The sequence below is a fragment of the Arthrobacter sp. H14 genome, assembly GCF_000520495.1.
Classification (GTDB): Bacteria; Actinomycetota; Actinomycetes; order Actinomycetales; family Micrococcaceae; genus Arthrobacter_C.
Map to the genome: position 1 here is coordinate 1 of NZ_KI914685.1, position 16,181 is coordinate 16,181.

The following is a 16,181-nucleotide window of genomic DNA, read 5'->3' on the forward strand; positions in this document are numbered from 1 at the left end:
GCCCGCCGAAGACGGCATGGCATGGTTCGGCGCCTACCTGCCCGCCGAAGCCGCCGTCGCCGCCTACAACCGCATCACCACCGCCGCCAGAAGCCTGCAAGGCCCCGACGAGGCCCGCACCCTCACCCAGTTACGCGCCGACGTCACCGCGCATCTGCTCCTCGCCGCCGGCATGATCCCCGACACCGACAACCTGAAGGCAGACGGTTCCGCCGGCGAAGATAATGAGACTCCGAACAGCGGAGCCGACGGCACCCTGAACGGCAGCGGCACTGGGAACAGCGGCCAAGACCAGGGCAACAACCGCCGCGGCGGTGAGACTGCGAACAGCGGCTCTCCTGCCGATGGTGGCGTTGCGCCCGGTGGTACCAGCACGGATGTGGTGTCGGAGCCGCGGATGCCGCACTTCGAACATATTAAAGCCGAAGTTCTCGTCACCGTGCCCGTGCTGACGCTGCTGGGCCTGTCCGAGGAGCCGGCGGAACTTGAAGGCTTTGGTCCCATGGATGACGAAACCGCACGCAAACTATGCGCGGGATCGTCCTCGTTCAAGCGGATCCTGACTCATCCCGAAACCGGGGCCATGATCTCCTTCGGCCGAACCACCTACAAAGTCCCCGCCGATCTGAAAAGAATGATCCAAATCCGGGACCGATGTTGCCGCGCCCCCGGCTGCAACCGGTCCGCACGGTTCACCGAACTCGACCACACCACACCCTGGGCAGCTGGCGGAACCACCGACTACGAGTCTGTGAAGTGCTACTGCCTTAAACACCATCTGCTTAAAACCGCCTGCGGATGGAAAGACCGCCAGGACAAAGATGGCACTGTCACGTTCACTTCACCGGCAGGACTGGCCTACAAATCCGAACCCGAAGGACCCGTGCTCACCAGCCGCAAAGACGCCCGCCGCTACAACAACACCGGTCCGGGCCACCACTTCGACCCCTGGGACCCAAACAACACACCACCACCAACCACCGGCACCGAAGAACCAACACCATTCTAAAAACAACGCAGTCGGCCCGCATCGCTAGTGCGGCCATAAGGCCGTACTAGCCAACCGCTCGTTCTTGAGCGCCGGCCCAGATTCATCTGGCAGTCTCTTCTCTACCCAACCGAACAGCGGTATCTGCCATCTCATCGGAAAGCTTCATGACGTCCCACATGCCAGCCAGCCTCTTGTCATGACTGAATGCGGTAATGCGGCATCCGGATTCCGCCTCGTCAATGAAGAAGTGCGCCGATGGAGGTGCCTTTATGTGTTCAGCAGCTTCCTTGCGCCGCCAGTCTGCGGCACTCCACTCCTTGCCCATTTCCACCCACACGGTACCTTCCACCGCCCTCGCGGACACTCCAACACCGTTGAATTTGGCCAGCAAGGTGTCGAGAGCCTCCTGCCTGGTCATCGTCGATTCCCAGCTCTCCTCGTTCGAAAAGCGTTGGGCTGCAGTTTTGCGCATGACGTCGGCGGGCAACCGAACGGGCCGTCTTCGCATTGCCCCTTGAGTAAAGAGAAACCACAGGACAGGGACAGCCACATAGAGATAGACGTTGGGCAGGTTGCTGAAGAACCATCCTTCGCCTGCACGGGTAGCGAAGAAAATGACGGCAAACCAGCCCGCTACAGCTGCAAGGACTGCAACTGTTTTGCGCCGCGTGCTGTTGAAGTAGAGGATGAGTCGTTGCCCGCGGGTCAGCGATGAGTCCGACGACGAGTTCCCGGCATATCCGTCCGGCTGGTCCAGACCCATGTCACAGAGTCTGCCATGAAGGCCACCGCATCTGCAGACGGTCGGGTGAGAAGGTTTCAACGGACTCTGGTAAGTCGACGTGTATGGCTGTAGCGTTTTCCTCATCGCACCGGCGCCCCTTGCGGCTGGAACAACGGTTTCAATGACGGGATTGACCTAAATGAGACGGAATACCGGTACCTACACGATGTTGCTGGCCCTCGGGGTATTTCTGGCCGGATGTGGAGGCGGATCCACTACAGGAACGTCCACCGACTCAACATCGCAACCCGAGTCGCCGTCGTCGTCGGCCTCCCCTGCGGAAACAGCTGAAGCAAAGGAATATACCAACGCCGAGCTCAGAGAGCTGATCTCGACGATGAAGGATGTCCAGGGCCAGGATCTAACGGTGGTACCCGCCGACCAACTGGATCAGGCTCTTGCCGTGACGCAGAACCTTCTGGCGAAAGCGACCATCACGCCTGAAGCGTGCAGCGTCTTCGCCACGGAAAGCACGCAGGTACCGGAGGGAAGCTCGTATGCGGCTGGAGTCAGCCAATCGGCGCAGCAGAAGACCCTCACCACCATTACCCTGATTGCGGTCAAGGACCCGCAAGTCATAGCGGACGAACTCGAAAAATCGCAGCGGACCGTGGACCAGTGCTCGAGCTTCACAACCAAGATCGACGGGCAAACGATCGAAAGCAAAATCGAGCCCTTGGAGGTGCAAACCGACGGCGAGAACTCTTTCGGCTCGGTCATCACCCAGACTCTTCCCAATGGCAAAACCCAGACCATGATGTCCGTTGCAGGCACGGAAGGCGTCCTGGCCGCGACAACTGTGAAAATCGGAACAGATTTACCCGCCGGGACAGAGTCCGAACTCGTTCAGCTCGTCAACGAGGCCCTCGCAAAAGGGTAACCACGCTGCAGCGGAAGGATTCCGATACGACTTTCGACAAGGAGGCATCGTTATCGACCGAAGGAGTGATCCTTGATGAAACTTCGCTGGGTCTTCTTGTTCGGTGGGGGCATTGCCCTTCTGACGGCGGCGGTCGGCGTTGGAGCGGCTCTACTGTTCGACGATAGCGAGCCATGGGTGCTCATCGTCACCTTGCTTTCCGCAATGCTCCTCATCACGGCTCCCGCCATCGCGGGGATCTGGGTCGCGAATTTCACCTTCGATCTCGAGAGCACCGACGGCCGCGGTGTTTTTCGACGGCTTGTCCTCATAACCACCGCGATCCAGCTGCTCGGCATTGTCGGGTTGGTATTCGTAGCAATCGCTGTCCCATCGGCCACCGCCTTTCTTGTAGGCGTCACGGCCCTCTCGGCCGCCTTGCTTCTGGTCGGACTCCGGATCGGGATAAGGCTTCACAGACGAATGGCCAATGGGTCGCGAGACGGCAAGGCATGGTCTCCATGGTCGCCGACTCTAATTCGAAGCAAGGTAATGCGCGTAGTCGTCGTCTTCTTGATCGCCAGCGTGATTGGGGTTGGAGGCCTCATAGGGCTTCGGTTCATTGTTACTGACCCCGGTGAAGCCTCGTCCCTGGCAGTGGTCATGTACGGATTTTCGTTCGGTTTCATCTCGGCGTCGGTAGCTTGCATCGTCGTTGCGTGGCCGCTGGTGAAGGATCTTCGGCACGCTCTTGGCCGGGACTATGCCACCCAGAAAGCAATTGGCCGGGTGGTCCTGCGCAACAAAGACGACGAGTTGCCGGAGGGCGGGCAGCAGAAGGCAACATCCTATGCCGCCATCATGTCGGTGTATTTACCGTTCCAAATCGCGCAGATCACGCTTCTCTTCGCCGGCTTATGGTTGCAGCAGCTGTGGAACCTGATCGACGAGTCTTCCACCGCATATTCTTCACTCACACTCGGGCTGGTGATCAGCTACCCGATCCTGCTCGCAGCCGCCCTGCCATTCATAATTCGCCAGGCACGTAACGCAAAGCGCTACGCCGTCGAGCACGCCGACCTCGTCAGCACGAATCCAGCCGAGCCGGGCAAGGGACCCGATTCACTGGCGAGCTGAAACATCCGGGGGTATGTCAGCCAACATCCCCGCCACCAGGTGGAGCGGCGGGGATGTTGGACGGCTACACGGGCGGGACCTCTTATGCGCACATGTGGAGCGGTGTTGTCAGCGTGGCCGGATTATTGTCGAGCGGGCCGATGTTGCCCCGGTTCCGACGTCGTTGGTGGCTGCCACGTCAAACCGGTACCTGCCGGCCGTGAGTGTGAATGTCCGCGAGCGAACTGTCGGTCCGACTGTTCTCGTGATGGGTTGGCCGGTTTGTGTCACACCGTCGGCTGCCATTTTCCGTGCGGTGACGCGGTAGCCGGTGATGGGAGACCCGCCGTTGGACGTCGGGGCCTTCCATTTGGCTGTCGCCGTGAGGGTGCCGCCAATGGGTCCCTGGGCCGGGGTGAGAATCCCAGGCACTCCTGGGCGCTTGGCCGGTGTCACTGTATTGGAGGCCAGAGACAACTGTCCTGCTCCGGCAGCGTTGACGGCGCGGACACGGAAGGTGTATGCCGTTCCATTTTTCAGCCCGGTCACCGTTCGCCTTGTTGCCGTTCCGGTGAAGGTGTCTGTCCGCACGAGGGTGGTTCCTGTCCGTACCTGTACCTGGTGTCCGGTGAGGGCTGTTCCGCCATTGGCTGCCGGAGCCGTCCATGACAGGTTCACTCTGGCATCGCCGCGGACACCGAGAACGCCTCCCGGAGCCGTTGGTGCCACGTTCGGCGTCACAGTGTTCGACCGCGCTGAGAATGGGCCCGTTCCCTTAGTGTTGGTTGCCCGTACCTGGAACCGGTATACCTGACCGTTGGTGAGCCCGTTTACCGTTAGGCTCACGGCCCCTCCCGCAGCGGGACGGAGGGCACCAACCTGGGCACCGGCGTCGTTGATAACCCGCACTGAATACGCATTGACGGCAGCGGTTGGTGCTGTCCAGCGCACGGTGGCCGAAGCATTACGGGCGGTTGCCGGCCCGATGGTCGGAGCCCCGGGTATGGCCGAGTCGGAGAATGTGAGGCGCTCGACGTTCCGTAGTGTGTCGGTGCCGTCAGCCTGGGTGCCACGGGCGTGGACTATGGTTGTGACGGCGCCAGGTGAACCCGGTGCGCCGGTACCACCGACGGTGCTGACATTGTAGTTAGCCTCGAGGTCGGAGAACTCAGCGGTATCAACGGATGCGCCATTGGCTGGAGTGCGGATCTCCCTGACGGGAACGATGTTCCCCGGGTTGATTTTGCCGGCAAACACGTCCTGTTGCAGAGTGTTCGGGTTACCGGGCTGGTAGGGCTCCTCCATCAGACTGGTCGCCCCGATCTCGGTGCCTGGATCCGCCGGATTCGTGCGGACGCTGAGCTGGACGCTGAGCTGGGCGTCGCCGTCGATAATGTCATTGGCGCCGCGTCCTTCCAGCAGGTCGCTGCCGCCTCCGCCGAGGAGGATGTTTCCAGCGCCCCACACGGGGCCGCTGAGTTCGGCACATTCGCCCGGACCAACAACCGATCCTGCGGCGACGTCGGCAAGTGGAGTGGTAAGCGCCGACGATGGGATCAAAGCACCCAGACCCTTGATGCGGTCCACACCCGACTGGTCGAGGACATCGCAGCCGATAAAGCCTGCTCCGCCAACCTCGCTGGGGGTCAGATTGTCTCCTCGAATCGTGTCGTCGAGATTCCATCCGGAGAGTGCCTCGACTTCGTTGAACCTGTCCCTTACGCCTACGGTCAGGATGTCCAGCGGAGGAACGGGCAAGTCAAGGTCGGCGTCCATCGGCTGGGGATCCGCCTGGCCAATGGACCAGTCATAGCCGGCAGCGCCAACGTTCTTTTCAATCCCGGCTCCGGCGACACCGATGTCATCGCCGCCTTCCATGTCATAGTCGTCGTCACCGCCCTGGCCGATCAGAATGTCATGGCCTGGTTTGTTGTCATCGGTGAAGAAGAGGTTGGAGCTGTCGCCGATCAGACCGTCAGGTTGGTCGCCACCTTCGATCCAGTCGTCGCCGCCGTCACCGATCCCGGCATCGATGCCTTCGCCGAGGATCATGAAGTCGTTTCCGCCACCGCCGAAGGTTGTGTTCGCGTTGGCTCCGCCGTTGGTGAAGTCGTTGCCTTCCGCTCCCATGATGAGATCGAGTCCGGGGCCGGAATCGATCGCGTCGTGTCCCGGACCGCCCTTGAGCACATCGTCACCTGCAAGGTCCGTGACAATGTCATTGCCCTCGCCGGCAATAGCGACGTCGGCACCGTCGCCGCCTTCGACGACGTCATTGCCCCGGTTGCCCCAGAAGGTATCGCTGTCATTGCCGCCGTAGATCCTGTCGACGCCGGCGGTGCCGTTGTAGACGCTCTGACCGTTGATTCCGGCGGGGTCCACCGTGTTCCTGGAGCGGTATTTGATGGTTCCGTCGGGCATCCGGATCAGCAGTGCGGGCTCTTCACATTCACTTCCGGGATCGTTGGCCACTGTGTTGCCCGATTGCGTGAATCCGGCCGCGGTTCCGGCCAGGTTTTTCAGTTCGAACTTGCAATCCGAGGTGGCGAACGGGTCAGCCTTGAGGGCCTTGGCGTTGGTATTGCGCATGATCATTTCGGCGAAGGAGTTGCCCTCGAGCTCGGTGCGCAGGTTCATGCCGGGTGTGCGGGCAAGGTAGTACAACCGGTCACCGTTCTGCAGATCAGTCAACTGACTTTCGAAAACGTAGTTGAAAGTACTCCCCAGGAGGCCGCCGAACACGTTTGTTTGTTCCGCCAGTCCCCCGATCCACAGGTCGACGTTGTCCAGTCCGGTGATGGATGCCGTGCCGTTGTTGACCCAGGCTCCCGTGCTGTTCATGAAATCCGCTGCGTCTGAGGGAGGGATATCTCCTGCTGCGGCATCGGGATTGACGATGGCCCGCGCTGCAGATCGTTTGCCTTCAACAGTGGCCGCGTTCTTGATCGATGGGTGCTGCCCATAGGCTGCGACGAAGTTGACGAGCGATTCAGGGTGCTTGATGCTCTCGCCAAAGTCGATCCAGTTGGTGTACGGCTTCAATTGCCCGTCGTTGGTGGCGCCATGCAACTGGCGGCGCAGTACGTTCAGCCTGGGGATGCCTTCGGAGCGGGCGCGCGTGATGTTGATCGTTGCGAGGTCCAGGGGCAGGCCCAGCAGGTTGTTGCGCAGCGTATCGGTGACGAACTCATCGAGCTCGTTGCCGACCTGGTCCGACATTCCCATGACGATGCTTCCGGCTGCTTCCTCGGACGTCAGGGCGCCGGCCTCGCCTCCATCGGTATACGCCGGAGGGTTCAGGAAGCCATCGAGCAGGGAAATGTCGTTCTGGCTGCCGGGAATATCGTCGGATGTACCGAACTGTCCGTCCGTTCCGGGCCGGTCTTCATTCCTTCGGGAAATTGTCTCCGTCAGCATGGAGTGCCCGAAACGGTACACCGCATGGGCGAATTCCGCTGTGACGGCTGGATCTACGTCGGTCTGGGCGAAGGCGAACGGCTCAAAGGGGTTGATGCCCGGCTGGATCTTGCGTGCAAATTCCTCGAAGACCAGGTGCTGGTATTCCATTTCAGTGACGAAGCGGGCAGCCTGGAACAGTCGCTCACCGTTCCACCCGCCGGCGCCCTGGGCGGACTTCCACTGGGCGAGTGCCTTGACTCCGGCCGCCGATGTGTCCTGGGTAAGGGTGTTCTTGATATCGGTGACAAGCCGGTCATGTTCGGAGTGGAACACCTGGTGAATAGCGGTCAGACCAATGTTTTCATTGACTCTCCCGTCACCGGCGATGAAATGCATGTTCAGGATCTCGTTGTCGTACTGGTTGACACAGCCCACAGGGAACCCCGGCTGTGCACACGGCGTCAATGAGGCTGTTACCACGTTGTCCGGATCCGGGGTGAATCCCGGCTTCGGTACCGCATTATTGGCGATATCGGTCAAAAACGGTGTTTCAAAGTGGCTGGCGTTGGCTGGTACGGGAACGGGCGAAGCAGTATTGCCCTCGACCAGGCCCGTGGCCGTCACGTACTGCGGAAGACCACGGAGTGGGCCGGGGATGAATTTGCCGTACGGGTCCGAGGCAATCATCGGAACGTCGAGCGCGTCCTTGTCCGTCAGGCGCAGACCCAGCCGCGATGCTGCCTGCGACTTAACCCTCGCCCACGTCGCCATCCCGCCGGCCGTGGGACCTGCCGGGCCGCCAAGGAGTTTGCCCGTGGAGACGGGGCGGCCGTTTGAGTTGTTCACGTACTCACGCACAAAGACCTGGTGGGATGCATGGGAGGTGTAGGTCTGGCTTTGGTCCACCCATGGCGAATCCGTGTTGAGGGCATCCTGGATATCGTCCGGGGTGCCCAGTTCACCATCGGGGCCTGGCTGATTCTTACCCCGGGTCAGCACCATGAAACGCAGGTTGCGGTCAAGGTCATCGGCGGTGCCGAACTTGTGGTCCGGTCCGGCGACCAGCGGGTCGTCTGACTTCAACGGCACGAACACGGTGCCGCCGCCCTTGACCGTCTGGTCGATCCCATGATCGAAGAATTGGCCAAACAACGTGAAAAGTGAATTGTATGGCGGTGAAAGACCAACATCAGTGGTGACGTTTGGAATGAACAAGGTCTGGAAGGAGGGTGTGCAGCCGCTTGGAACACCACTCACCGGCGGAAGGGCCAGAGGATCAGGGTCCGTGGTGCATGGCACTGTGCCCTCGCTGGATTGGCTCCTGACCGGCAGGCCGGCAGCTGCTACCGCGGAGGGGTTGGTGGAGGTTTGGTCCACGATCAGGTTGCTGATTGTCCTGGGCTGGGAATCGAACACGTTCCCGGATTTCTGTGCATAACTGCTCGGTGCCGGGGGTCCGCCAAGCGAACCGGATTCAGCCGCGGTGTACGAGGGGGAAGACAGCCGCGGGAAAACCTGATCCGCCGCGCCAAATGATTCCTGTCCTGCTTGCAGGTTATTGCACGACCCGTCCACCGTCCGCAGCCCGTGGGAAATGAGCGGAGTCGCGATCTGGTTGGGTCCGGTGCCGACCAAGGCCCCACATGGACCAGTGTCCGACGTCGTGTTGGCAACGTGCGCCTCGGCGATCTTGATCTGTTTAAGGATGAACGCCAAGTCCGAGGCGTTCACGGTAAACCCTTGACCGACGGGAGCCGTGGCGGCGTTGGCAGCAACCACCGGCAACCCTAAAGATACCGTCACAAGCAGAGCCGTCGTCCCCGCCATCAGCCGGTAAGCGCGGGTGCGGCTCCGACCCGTTCCACCGGGGCGACGGCGGGATGCGGACGGCACTGCGTCCAAATCAATAATGCCATTGTGATGGATGGGAGCCATGACACACCTGCTTCTGATGTAAGTACGCTGAGTGTCTGCCCGGAACCTTTTAAAAACCTTGGAAGCATCCCCGGTGGAAAACCAGCGTCGCAGGCGTTGAGTGGGAGTTGGACATTGCAGCCGCAGCACCCTATAGGTGACGCAGACAAGTACCGGCTAAAAACAAAGGTAGGGCGGTCCACGAGTGCGGAACCGCCCTACCTTACTTAAACGCTCGGCGCGAACCGGTCAGGAATAGGCTGCCTTGACTGCCAGCACTGGACACTGCGCTTCCAACAGGATCTGCTGTGCCGTGCTTCCCATGATCAGTTTCCCGACAGGTGTACGCCGGCGCAGCCCGATGACGATGAGGTCTGCCCGGTGTTTCCCAGCGGCTTCGACGACCTCATCGGCCGCATCGTGGCCGCGGACCGGTTGCTGCAGGATGTGTTCGACCTTTGCCTGCTGCAGCCTTTCCTCCAGCGACGCCGCGTCATCCGGCTGGATAAAGCGGTTGTCGACATAGGCGTCACCACGCGAGGAGTTGATCACCACCAGCACGGTGTTCAGCCGCTGGGCCTCTTCAATGGCCCGGTCAAGGGCCGCCTCCCCTTCGGCGGTGGGGATGTAACCGGTAACGACACTCATCGGTGCTCCTGACCCTCGTGATGGTTGCTGTCTCCGACGGAGGCAACATGGCGCTGGCTGTCCGCTGGTACGCCGACCCCACGCTGGCTGTCCGCTCCCACGGTGACCTTCCCGCCGTCGCTATCCGACGGACCTTCTGCCGGCTCAGCTGCTCCGGCACCCAATCCCCCATTTCCCTTATCTGAATCTCCCTTTGAACCGAACCGCTTCCGGAGCGAAACCAACAGTGGCCAGGCCAGAACAAGGGCGATGATGATGTAGACGACGACGGCGACCGTTTCGTTCACGAGGCCAACCGGGTTGCCGGCGGTGAACTGCAGAGCCGTGCGCAGTTGTTCCTCCGCACGCGGGCCGAGGATGACTCCGAGCACCAGGGGCAGGACGGGTAGACCGTAACGGCGCATCGCGAACCCGAGCAGCCCAAGCACCATCAGGATCACCAGGTCGAAGGCCTGCAGGTTGACCGAGTAGGCGCCCAGCGTGGCGAAGAACAGGATGCCCGCGTACAGGTACGGCCGGGGAAGCTGCAGCAGTTTTGCCCAGAACGGCGCGAGCGGGAGGTTAATCAGCAGCAGCAGGGTGTTGCCGATGAACAGGCTCGCGATCAGTGCCCACACCAGCTGCGGTTCGGTGTCGAACAGCAGCGGTCCGGGCTGGATGCCGTACTGGACGAACGCAGCCAGCATGACGGCCGCCGTCGCGTTGGTTGGCAGGCCCAACGCCAGCATTGGCGTCAGGGTGCCTGCGGCCGAGGCGTTGTTCGCGGCTTCTGGACCGGCGACACCTTCAATGGCGCCGTGTCCGAACTCTTCGGGGTGCTTCGAGAGCCGCTTCTCCGTCACGTAGGACAGGAAGGTCGGGATCTCGGCGCCGCCGGCGGGGAGGGCGCCGAACGGGAAGCCGAAGGCGGTGCCGCGCAGCCATGGTTTCCAGGATCGTTTCCAATCCTGTTTGCCCATCCAGGGACGCCCGACCGGTATGGTCTGGGAGACGTTCCGGCGCAGGTGAGCAGCAATCCACAGTGCTTCACCAATGGCAAAAATTGCCACCGCGACGACGACGATGTCCAGTCCATCGACCAGCAGCGCCTGTCCGAAGATGAGCCTTTCCTGTCCGGTGACCGGGTCGAGACCGACCAGGCCGATGGCGAGACCGAGGCCCAGCGAGGCGAAGCCGCGGACCCTGGATGCTCCGAGCACGGCGGTAACGGCCAGCAGGGCCAGCAGCATGATGGCCAGGTAGCTGGCCGCTCCCAGGCTGACGGCGAATTGGACCACCAGCGGTGCGATCAGCACCAGAAGCATCGTGCCAATGGTGCCGGCGACAAACGAGCCAATCGCAGCCGTGGCCAGTGCCTGTGCGGCGCGGCCAGCCTTGGCCATTTTGTGGCCTTCAATGGCGGTGACCACCGTGGAAGATTCGCCGGGCGTGTTCAGCAGGATCGACGTCGTCGAACCGCCATACATGCCGCCGTAGTAAATACCAGCGAACATGATGAAGGCGCTTGTCGGTTCCAACGCATAGGTGACCGGCAGCAGCAGTGCCACGGTCATGGCGGGTCCGACGCCGGGGAGCACGCCGACGGCGGTACCCAGCAGCACGCCGAGCACGGCGTAGAGCAGGTTGATAGGGGTCGCAGCCGTTGCGAACCCGTCCATCAGTAAGGACAGAGAGTCCATTTAGAGCACTCCTTCCAGGAGGCCGGCTGGCAGGAGGATACCCAGACCTGCGTAAAAACCGTAGAAAGTGGTCAGCGACATCGCCAGCGAGATCAGCGGATCACGCACGTAGTGCCGGCTGCCGAGGGCCCACGCGCTGCCCCAGAAAAGGAGCATCCCGGAGATCACCCAGCCGGCCCAGTTGATGAGCAGGATGTTGGCGGTGAAGACCACGATCAGCGGTACAACAGTGGCCCAGTCCGTGGGGTGTGACAGGTCGACATCCTCGCCGCCCTCGGCTTCGCCGTGCCCTCCCCTGAGAACATTCCAGGTGAGTACGACGGCGGTGGCCAGCAGCAGGGCCGCGACCATATAGGGAACGGCCTTGGGACCGACCGGATCCGCCTGCGAGTAGGGAGCGTTCAGCTGCGCTGTGTCCCAGAGAACCACAGCGCCGACCACTCCGAGCAGGAGCGCAATGCCCAGCTCGGAGCGGCCCTGCAACCGGGCTTTCAGCTGGTTCATGCCAGGCCCAGTTTGGTCAGCACGTCCTCGACCCGCTGATCCTGTTCGGTGATGAACCCGGCGAACTCGTCACCGGTCATGAAGGCGTCTTCCCACTGGTTCTGCTTCAGTGCCTCTTGCCATTCATCCGTGGCGTGCATCTTCTCCAGCGCTGCGATCAGCTCGGCCTTACGCTCATCGGTGATTCCCGGAGGCGCAACGATCCCGCGCCAGTTGGTGAAGATGAGGTCAATGCCTGACTCCTGCAGCGTGGGGGCGTCCACGCCTGCGAGGCGCTCCTCGCCACTGGTGGCCAGAACCCGGATTTCGCCGGTTTTGATCTGGTCCAGGAACTCGCCGGCGCCCGAGGCGGCGAAGCCGAGCCGGTTGCCGAGGATGTCGGGCAGCATGTCTCCGCCGCCGTCGTAGGATACGTAGTTCACCTTGTTGGGATCGATGCCGACGGTCTCAGCCAGCCGCATCGGGAGCAGGTGGTCGGGGCCTCCCGGGGAGGAGCCGCCGCCGACGGCCATCTTCCCCGGGTTCTTCTTCCAAGCGGCGACCAGATCGTCAATGGTCTTGTAAGGGGAATTCTTGGGAACCATGATTGCGCCCGGTTCCTCAATGAGGCGGGCCAGCGGGGTGGTGTCCTCGAAGCTGGCGGTCGTGTCATTGGTGTAACTGGCACCGACGACGCCGAGTCCCATCAGCATGGACAGGTCGCCGTTGCCCTTCTCGTTCACGGTGCGGGACAGGCCGACGGTTCCGCCGGCGCCGGCGAGGTTGAATACTTCGATGCCGGAAGCGATGTCGGTATCCTCCATCACCTTCGCTGCGACACGGGCAGTGGTGTCGTACCCGCCGCCTGCCGTGTTCGGCACCATGATGCGCATATCGGTGATCGGGCCGGCGGCCTTTCCTTCGGAGCTTGACGATCCGGTGACGCCACAGCCGGTTGCGGCCATCACGATTCCGGCTGCCAAGGCAGTCAGGCGTAGTTTGTTGCTTCGTTTCATGGGGGTTCTTCTCTCAATCGGGTGGTGGACTAATCCGATCGTAGGGCCGCCAGTGACGCCGGTCACTCTTGTGGTCTCAAAGAACGTTAAGTTCATTGTGGTCGCAAATTCCGGACCGTTTTTGCTTGGAATTCCGCGGAAAACGAGCTCTGTCCCGGTGGTATAGTTCACGGCACCTGCGAACATCATCCAGGGCGGATCTGCATCATCGGCCGGCAAAAAATCTGGAGGCTCGCTGTGCTGAAGCAGCACACTGGAGGACAGAAAATGCCCAGACGACGACGGCGGCGGATGTCTTTGGCCGCGCAGTACCTCGCGCTCCAGCTGTTGATCATACTGGTGGTGCTCTTCGCCGTTGCGGCGATCTCGGTGGCCGAATCCTCGCAGGCCGTTCAACGCACCGAAGGCCGGCGCGCGTTGTCCGCGGCCGAGACGCTTGCGTCCAACCCCACCGTGCGGCAACTACTCCCCCAGGCGGAACCCGGAACTGGATCGGCGCTGCCGTCAGTGGCCGAGGCAGTCAGGACAATATCCGGATCCTCGTCGGTGATGCTGGCCACCGAGGATGGAACGGTGGTGACGTCCTCCGATCCCGCCTTGGTGGGCGAACCCCTGCCGCTCGGCGAAAGCCGCGTGATGGAGGGACGGGCGTGGACCGGGCTCATCTCCACCGGCGGATCCACGTCCATCGTCGCTCATGTCCCAGTGCTTAACGACGACGCGCAGTTCGTTGGTATCGCCGTCGTCGGCCGGGACTATCCTTCCGTTGGGGAACGTCTGGTCCAGGCCACGCCGAACCTCCTCACCTACCTGGGTGTGGCCAGCGCCCTGGGGATCGCCGGATCCCTCCTGCTGTCGCGCCGGGTGAAACGCCAAACCCTTGGAATGGAGCCGAGGGAAATAACCGGGCTCGTCGAACACCGCGAAGCGATGCTGCACGGGCTCAAGGAAGGCGTCATCGCCCTCGATCCACAGGAGCGCATCACCGTCATAAATGACAGTGCACGCCAACTCCTCGAACTGCCGCCCGATTGCGTTGGGCGCGACCTTGACGCTCTCGGCGTCGAGGCACAGCTGAAGGAAGCACTGACGCAGACCCATTCCGGACCTGACCGGCTTGTCCTGGTCGGCGAGCGGATGGTCGCCTTCAACCGGATGCCGATCCGCTCCCACGGCCGCGTGATCGGCTCGGTCACCACCCTGCGCGACCGCACCGAGCTCTCCTCGCTGGAGAAGGAACTCGGCGCCACCCGCACCACCACCGACACTCTGCGGGCGCAGACCCACGAATTCGCCAACCAACTGCACACCATCTCCGGGCTGATTCAGCTCGAAGAATATGATGAAGTGGTGCAATTCGTCGAAGGCGTCAGCCGCAGCCGCACCCAGCTTTACGACGACGTCACCACCCGCGTCAGCGATCCGTCCCTGGCCGCGCTGCTCATCGCCAAGGCAAGCCTGGCTGCCGAACGCGGCGTCAAACTGCAGCTTTCCCCGGACTCACAGTTGGGCCGGATGGATGAGGAACTGTCACGAGACCTGACCACCGTCGTCGGGAATCTGGTGGACAATGCGCTCGACGCCGTTCGAAGCATTCCGGAGGCTACGGTGGCTATTCATTTGCAGGAAGAACCTGAGGAAGTGCACGTGACCGTGCGCGATTCAGGGCCGGGAATCGACCAGGACAAAATGGAGGACGTCTTCCGACAGGGCTACACCACCAAATCACCCTCCAGTGAAGGCGGCCGCGGATTCGGACTCGCGCTCACCCGCCTTGTCTGCCAACGGCGCGGCGGTGACATCAGCATTCGCAACGACGACGGCGCCGTCTTCACCGCCCGCCTGCCGAAACGGAGGTCGCGATCATGATCGAAGTACTCATCATCGACGATGATTTCATGGTCGCGAAAATCCATGCCGGCTTCGTCCAACGCACCAAAGGCTTCGCCGTCGTCGGCATTGCCCATACCGGTGCTCAAGCGATCAGTGAAGCGGAGCGCCTGCAACCGGATCTGGTGCTGCTGGACGTCCACCTTCCCGATATCAACGGCCTTGACCTCCTGCAGCAACTCCGCGAGACGGTTCCCGAACTGGACGTGCTCGTAATCAGCGCGGCGCGGGAAGCCGACACCGTCAGGCGGGCACTGCGCGGCGGAATCGTGCACTACCTGATGAAGCCGTTCTCCCAGGAAGACCTGCGTGAACGGCTGGAACACTATCAGCGCGCGTACCGCCACCTCGACTCATCAAAAAGCGAAACGGACCAGGCAGACGTGGACCGTGTCTTCGGCGTCAGCCGCGTGGATAAACCGCTCCCCAAAGGATTCAGCGCCGAAACCCTCAAACTGGTGGAACGCGTACTGCGTGACGCCGACGCCGATCTCTCCGCAACCGAAGCTGCCGAGCGACTCGGAATCGCCAGGGTCAGCGCCCGCCGCTACCTCGAACACCTGGCCGACACCGGAAAAGTCGAGGTACGCCTGCGCTACGGCGAAGTCGGCCGACCGGAGCGCCGCTACCTGGCCACGTAACGCATAGTAGGCGTCCGCTCTACCGGGTCTATGAACGCAGATAAACATCAGATATGATGGACTTATGCAAACCAAAGCGACTTTTACCGAATTACTTCGGTCCCCAAAGAAGGTCCTGGCCCATGTCGACGAGGGAGATATCGTCGTTTCCCGCCGCGGTCAAGAGGATCTCGTGGTGTCGAGGGCCAGCGCGCATGAGAAGGATCTCGCAGGCCTCCGTCTTGCCTCCTCACTCATTGCCATTTCTTTGGCTGACGGAGACTTCGTCGAGCGGTTGCGTGGCCCGTTCCCATGGTTGACTTTTCTCAAGCGTATCGATCAGGAGAGCTTTGCCACTGAAATCGTCGCTGTGGCACGGGCATGTGCCTCTGTGGGATATTTCGGCCGGCTGGCCATCACCATCTCAGCTTGGGAAGCGACGGCGACGGCCGTTGCCGAAGGTCTACCCGCCGATGGCTCCGACCTTGACTATCTCGACGAACCATCACCCGCCGAGCGGCCCTAAGCCCGGATGGCGAAAAAGACGGCAGGAATACCGCGGACGGCGAAGCGGACCGACTGACCGCCGCCACCACCATGAACGGAAGATGGGCCAATTGGGAAGACTCCCCTGGCTCCGTGAACGGTTCCAGGGAGCGAGGGGAGCCAGCACTTCAAAGGCTAGGCGCCCGGACGATTCGGTACAACAGCGCAGCGTGGCTTATGGGAAAACTTTGCTTAACTGTAATCGTTGCCTCATTTGAACACCTCCGCGTAACGGT

At 61.8% G+C, this 16,181-nt stretch carries 12 protein-coding genes; 6 read left to right on the forward strand and 6 right to left on the reverse strand.

Annotated elements, in window-relative coordinates; translation table 11 throughout:
* The coding region (locus Y707_RS31720) for an HNH endonuclease signature motif containing protein (protein WP_162150249.1) at positions 1-1,009 on the forward strand (1,009 nt) is incomplete at its 5' end.
* 82 nt (positions 1,010-1,091) lie between these two features.
* Here the strand turns inward: Y707_RS31720 and Y707_RS0118240 are convergent.
* Positions 1,092-1,754 carry a hypothetical protein gene (locus tag Y707_RS0118240; protein ID WP_026536135.1) on the reverse strand — a complete coding sequence of 221 codons (663 nt, stop codon included), beginning with the start codon at positions 1,752-1,754 and terminating at the stop codon, positions 1,092-1,094.
* Between the two features lie 160 nt (positions 1,755-1,914).
* On the opposite strand from Y707_RS0118240, the gene Y707_RS0118245 reads away from it, so the two are divergent.
* Positions 1,915-2,655, forward strand: coding sequence for a hypothetical protein (locus Y707_RS0118245; RefSeq protein WP_026536136.1), 741 nt, complete (start codon positions 1,915-1,917; stop codon positions 2,653-2,655).
* Positions 2,656-2,730: 75 nt separating this feature from the next.
* Positions 2,731-3,771 carry a hypothetical protein gene (locus Y707_RS0118250; RefSeq protein WP_026536137.1) on the forward strand — a complete coding sequence of 347 codons (1,041 nt, stop codon included), beginning with the start codon at positions 2,731-2,733 and terminating at the stop codon, positions 3,769-3,771.
* Positions 3,772-3,879: 108 nt separating this feature from the next.
* Here the strand turns inward: Y707_RS0118250 and Y707_RS27400 are convergent, their stop codons facing one another.
* The 5 genes from Y707_RS27400 to Y707_RS0118275 all read right to left on the reverse strand — a co-directional run bounded on the left by Y707_RS27400 (position 3,880) and on the right by Y707_RS0118275 (position 12,889).
* Complete coding sequence (locus Y707_RS27400) at positions 3,880-9,084, reverse strand: peroxidase family protein (RefSeq protein ID WP_253905251.1); 5,205 nt, start codon at positions 9,082-9,084, stop codon at positions 3,880-3,882.
* Between the two features lie 228 nt (positions 9,085-9,312).
* A complete protein-coding gene (locus Y707_RS0118260) occupies positions 9,313-9,711 on the reverse strand; it encodes a universal stress protein (RefSeq protein WP_026536139.1) in 399 nt (132 codons plus the stop codon).
* Positions 9,708-11,390: a tripartite tricarboxylate transporter permease gene (locus Y707_RS27405; protein ID WP_081744994.1), complete on the reverse strand. Its 1,683-nt coding sequence runs from the start codon at positions 11,388-11,390 to the stop codon at positions 9,708-9,710. The genes Y707_RS0118260 and Y707_RS27405 overlap by 4 nt, the downstream gene beginning before the upstream one ends.
* Positions 11,391-11,894 (reverse strand): tripartite tricarboxylate transporter TctB family protein, encoded by a 504-nt coding sequence (locus Y707_RS0118270; RefSeq protein ID WP_026536140.1) that lies wholly within the window; start codon positions 11,892-11,894, stop codon positions 11,391-11,393.
* Positions 11,891-12,889: a Bug family tripartite tricarboxylate transporter substrate binding protein gene (locus Y707_RS0118275; protein WP_026536141.1), complete on the reverse strand. Its 999-nt coding sequence runs from the start codon at positions 12,887-12,889 to the stop codon at positions 11,891-11,893. Before Y707_RS0118275 ends, Y707_RS0118270 begins: the two co-directional genes overlap by 4 nt.
* A gap of 291 nt (positions 12,890-13,180) precedes the next feature.
* On the opposite strand from Y707_RS0118275, the gene Y707_RS0118280 reads away from it, so the two are divergent.
* The 3 genes from Y707_RS0118280 to Y707_RS0118290 all read left to right on the forward strand — a co-directional run bounded on the left by Y707_RS0118280 (position 13,181) and on the right by Y707_RS0118290 (position 15,925).
* Complete coding sequence (locus Y707_RS0118280; protein WP_026536142.1) at positions 13,181-14,758, forward strand: sensor histidine kinase; 1,578 nt, start codon at positions 13,181-13,183, stop codon at positions 14,756-14,758.
* Positions 14,755-15,420, forward strand: a complete 666-nt coding sequence (locus Y707_RS0118285) for a response regulator (protein ID WP_026536143.1) — start codon at positions 14,755-14,757, stop codon at positions 15,418-15,420. Before Y707_RS0118280 ends, Y707_RS0118285 begins: the two co-directional genes overlap by 4 nt.
* A gap of 64 nt (positions 15,421-15,484) precedes the next feature.
* The gene (locus Y707_RS0118290) at positions 15,485-15,925 is read left to right on the forward strand and encodes a hypothetical protein (RefSeq protein ID WP_035782543.1); all 441 of its coding nucleotides are present in this window, start codon (positions 15,485-15,487) and stop codon (positions 15,923-15,925) included.
* Positions 15,926-16,181: the final 256 nt, after the last annotated feature.

Bases quoted from the DNA above. Each gene is read 5' to 3' on its own strand.
- Y707_RS0118290 (WP_035782543.1), top strand. From the start codon at position 15,485: ATGCAAACCAAAGCGACTTTTACCGAATTACTTCGGTCCCCAAAGAAG.
- Y707_RS0118240 (WP_026536135.1), bottom strand. From the start codon at position 1,754: ATGGGTCTGGACCAGCCGGACGGATATGCCGGGAACTCGTCGTCGGAC.
- Y707_RS0118260 (WP_026536139.1), bottom strand. From the start codon at position 9,711: ATGAGTGTCGTTACCGGTTACATCCCCACCGCCGAAGGGGAGGCGGCC.
- Y707_RS27405 (WP_081744994.1), bottom strand. From the start codon at position 11,390: ATGGACTCTCTGTCCTTACTGATGGACGGGTTCGCAACGGCTGCGACC.
- Y707_RS0118250 (WP_026536137.1), top strand. From the start codon at position 2,731: ATGAAACTTCGCTGGGTCTTCTTGTTCGGTGGGGGCATTGCCCTTCTG.
- Y707_RS0118245 (WP_026536136.1), top strand. From the start codon at position 1,915: ATGAGACGGAATACCGGTACCTACACGATGTTGCTGGCCCTCGGGGTA.
- Y707_RS27400 (WP_253905251.1), bottom strand. From the start codon at position 9,084: ATGGCTCCCATCCATCACAATGGCATTATTGATTTGGACGCAGTGCCG.
- Y707_RS0118270 (WP_026536140.1), bottom strand. From the start codon at position 11,894: ATGAACCAGCTGAAAGCCCGGTTGCAGGGCCGCTCCGAGCTGGGCATT.
- Y707_RS0118285 (WP_026536143.1), top strand. From the start codon at position 14,755: ATGATCGAAGTACTCATCATCGACGATGATTTCATGGTCGCGAAAATC.
- Y707_RS0118280 (WP_026536142.1), top strand. From the start codon at position 13,181: ATGTCTTTGGCCGCGCAGTACCTCGCGCTCCAGCTGTTGATCATACTG.
- Y707_RS0118275 (WP_026536141.1), bottom strand. From the start codon at position 12,889: ATGAAACGAAGCAACAAACTACGCCTGACTGCCTTGGCAGCCGGAATC.